The following is a 3,767-nucleotide window of genomic DNA, read 5'->3' as shown; positions in this document are numbered from 1 at the left end:
CCGGGCGTCGGTGATGGTCGCGGCGCGCTGGTAGCGCTCCCGGCCCAGGAACTCGGTGACCTCGGCCTCCAGGGCGGCCTGCATCAACAGCTGCGCGCCGAGGCGGGCCACCTCCTCCAAGACCTCCGGCAGCGGCCGGTCCTGCGCGAACAGGGCGTCGATCCTGGCGTGGATCCGATCGGTGGGTGATACTCGTGCAGACACGGGCGTAGGGTCCTTTCTTCGATGACTTTGAGCGGTCTCGAAACCGAACCTACGCCCGTCTCATTTACACCGGCCGCTGGACACGACCCTGAAGTCCCTCGGAAAGGACCGCGACGTCCCTGAAGTAAATAGTGGCGGGGAGCTATAGGGCCAGGAAGCCCACGCCCTGCACCACCCAACCGCTTGACGCTGGGGCGTCCACGATTGGCGTACCGCCTCGGGGGGTGGGTTCGGGCCTCAGGCCGTGTGCGCATTGCGCCGGCTGCCGGGCCCCTCCCAGAAGGCGGGGTGATTTCGATGCTTCGCGCCCCGAGGGCGTTGTACCTGAGGATCCGGGCAGCGCGAGAATCGGTGAGTAGTTTAGATCTGACACCACTCAAGGGCCACGGACCTAAGTCCTCGCTACGCCGGCCATCAGAGTCTCTCGGGCCATACCTCGGAGCAGCGCCACAGCCAGTTCCACGCCAGACGCGTCGATCACCTAGCCAACATCGCGGACGACAATTCAACCGCATTCAATACATCTTGACCGACCTAATCCCAATCCGGCCCCCACCCGCTGTCCTGTCGACGGTGACGACGATTGACGAGTCTGCGAACGCCTCGCCCGACAGCGCCGAAAGCCCTTCAAACCCTGCGGCACGCATGCTACGAATATCCGTAGGAACGCCCCCCATGTGGGGGGTTTCGTTCATTTCCAAGGTAATTGACGAGTAGTGACGGGCGGTGACGAGGTGCACGGCGGGGTCAAGTTCTACCGCGGCAACGCCGCTGCGGCGCGCAACTACGTCGAAGCCGACCGTTCCCGAGTCGACGACTACTACCTCGCCGAGGGCACTGGCCTCGCCACCCACATCGTCGCGATCAGCAACGGCGATGGCGTCACGATGACGGACGCCGGCCAGCTCGACGGTCCGAACTACGAGCGATGGGTCGCTGGCTACGACGTCGCCACCGGTCTTGCGAAGGGCCAGCTCCGCCAGGACGACAATGCCCTGCGGTTCGTCGAGGTCGTCGTCAACGGCCCGAAGAGCTGGTCCCTGGCCGCGGCGATGCACCCGGCGGTGGCCACCGCATACGACGCCGCTCAGGACCGCGCAGCCCGCGAGATCATCGCCTGGCTCGCCGAGCACGCCACCACGCGTATCGGCCCTCGCGGCCGCCAGGTCCAGATCCCCGTCGAACGGCTCGAGGCCGCCATCGTGCGGCACCACACCTCACGCGCCGGCGACCCGCACCGGCACCTGCACGTGCAGATCAACGCCCGCGTCTTCGCCGCCGGCACATGGCGAGGACTGCACTCGGTCGGCGTCGTCGACTCCATCAACGCACTCAACGGCATGGGGCGGGCCGCGATGCAGTGCGACCCGCAGTTCCGCAAGGCCCTCGCCGACCACGGCTACACCCTCGACCCGAGGACCGGCGAGGTGACGCAGTTCGCCGCCTACGTCGGCCGGTTCAGCGCCCGCACCGAACAGATCACCCGGAACGTCGACCGCTACGAGGCCGAGTGGCGGACCGAGAACCCTGGCCGCGAGCCCGGACCCAAGCTACGCGCTGCCTTTGACCGCCGCGCCTGGGCGCAGGCGCGCCCGGACAAGGTCGCCCCCCTCGACGGCGCCGACCTCACCCGCCGCTGGAACCAGGAGCTGGCCGACCTCGGCTACGCCCCCCCGAGCGCCCCCCCTGACGAGCGTGCCGATCGCGGAGCTCAACCGTGACGCCGTCGTCGAGGTCGCCATCTCTCGCCTCGGCGCGAAGCGCTCGAGCTGGAACGCCGCCGACATCCGCGGCGAGGTCGAGCGCCTCATCGCCGACGTCAACGTCATCGCGTCCGGCCCGGTCCGTCGCGAGCTCGCCGAGGACCTCACCGCTCGCGCCCTCTCTGTATGCGTCCGCTTGCTCGAGCGGGACGACGTGCCTGAGCATGTGCGTGCCTTGAGCTCGAAGCGGGTCGTCGATGTGGAAGAGGCCATCACTGCGAAGCTCATCGAGCGCGGCGAAGGCTCGGTAGTCCAGGCTCCGCGGCGCTACGGACTTCCCAGAGCTCGACCCCACCCAGCTGGACGTGGCCAGAGTCCTGGGCGGCTACGCGAGATTGCTTGTGGTCGAGGGTGCAGCCGGCTCGGGCAAGACGACCACATTGGCAGCCGCACAGAAGATGCTCGAGTCCTCCGGCTCGAGAATGATCATCGTGACACCGACCCTGCAGGCGGCCAGCGTCGCCGCCGCCGAAGTCGGCGCCGAGGCTCACTCGGCAGGGTGGCTGGTCCATCAGCACGGATACCGATGGGACGACGATGGGTTCTCGTGGCGGGTCGCCGCCGACCCGCAGCCGGCGGCGCAGCTCGGGTACGGCGACCTTCTCCTCATCGACGAGGCCGGGATGCTGGACCAGGACACCGCGCTGGCTCTGCTGAAGATCGCCGACGAGAACTACGCCCGGATCGCGTTCGTCGGCGACCGTCACCAACTCCCGGCCGTCGGCCGGGGAGGTGTGCTCGACCTTGCCGCAACATGTGCGGGAACACGAGGCCGTTGGTCCCTGGAGACCGTGCACCGCTTCAGCGACCCTGAGTACGCGGAGCTGTCTCTGCTGATGCGGTCAGGCGATCGCGCCGACTACGTCTTCGACACGCTGCTGGCCCGCGGCGAGGTCGTCATCCACCCCTCGATGGCTGAGGCGCTACAGTTGCTCACCCGTGTGGACGGCCTAGTCGTCGCTGATCGACGCGACCTTGTCTCTCAGCTCAACTCGACGATCCAGGACACCCGCCACTCCGCCACCACGGGAGGACTGCAGCGAGTCGGCACCAGGGACGGCCGGATCTTCGGGATCGGCGATCCCATCAGCACCCGTCGCAACGACCGCGAGCTCGACGTCGCGAACCGGGACACCTGGGTCATCACCGGATTCGATGCCGACTTCACGGTCCACGTCACCGGCCGGCGCGGTCGCCGGGCCCTCCCTCCCCGGTACGTCTACGAGCATGTAGAGCTCGCCTACGCAACCACCGCATATGGTGCTCAAGGCCAGACGGTCGACACTGCCCACCTGCTCCTCACGGAGACCACTGGCGCCGCCAGCGCATACGTCGCGATGACCCGAGGGCGCCATCGCAACACGGCCCATCTCGTCGCCAAGGACGTCGCCACGGCGCGCCAGCAGTGGGTGCAGGCCTTCAGCCGCGACCGAGCCGACCTCGGCCCGAACCGCGCCGCCACGATCGCAGAGAGGGATGTCGAGAGGTATGGCGCCGTTCGCCCGCCAATGCCGGAGGACCTTCGTCGAACCTGACTCGTGCCACGTTGGCGTGATTCCGGGTCGGGCCGGATGTTTGTGCTGGTCAGCGGCTTGAAGGCTTCGAGGTTGACACACTAATCGGGCCGGTAGGGTCGGTGCTCGTGGTGTTTGTGCGGAAGGTCCCGACCGCTTCGGGGGCCACGGCGGTGCAGATCGCTGAGCGTGTCGGGGACCGCGACAACGTGATTGAGCACGTGGGATCGGCACGCACGCCGGCTGAGCTGGTCGCCCTGCTCGAGGTCGCGCGGGCACGGATGCA

The 3,767-nt window shown here is 68.0% G+C and carries 1 protein-coding gene and 3 pseudogenes; 3 read left to right on the top strand and 1 reads right to left on the bottom strand.

The features are described 5' to 3' along the window. Positions 1–204, bottom strand: a pseudogene (locus tag BN11_RS24475) (IS256 family transposase); the annotation flags it as partial. A 716-nt stretch (positions 205–920) separates the two neighbouring features. Between BN11_RS24475 and mobF the strand changes: the two are divergent. The 3 genes and pseudogenes from mobF to BN11_RS26370 all read left to right on the top strand — a co-directional run. Further along, positions 921–1,925, top strand: a complete 1,005-nt coding sequence (gene mobF, locus BN11_RS21465; RefSeq protein WP_053084199.1) for a MobF family relaxase — start codon at positions 921–923, stop codon at positions 1,923–1,925. A 338-nt stretch (positions 1,926–2,263) separates the two neighbouring features. After that, positions 2,264–3,502: pseudogene (locus BN11_RS21460) on the top strand (ATP-dependent DNA helicase); the annotation flags it as partial. 107 nt (positions 3,503–3,609) lie between these two features. Beyond that, positions 3,610–3,767 (top strand): annotated as a pseudogene (locus tag BN11_RS26370) (IS1634 family transposase); the annotation flags it as partial.

Source organism: Nostocoides australiense Ben110 (genome assembly GCF_001050535.1).
GTDB classification, from domain to species: domain Bacteria; phylum Actinomycetota; class Actinomycetes; order Actinomycetales; family Dermatophilaceae; genus Nostocoides_A; species Nostocoides_A australiense.
This window is presented reverse-complemented; position numbering and strand designations above follow the sequence as displayed.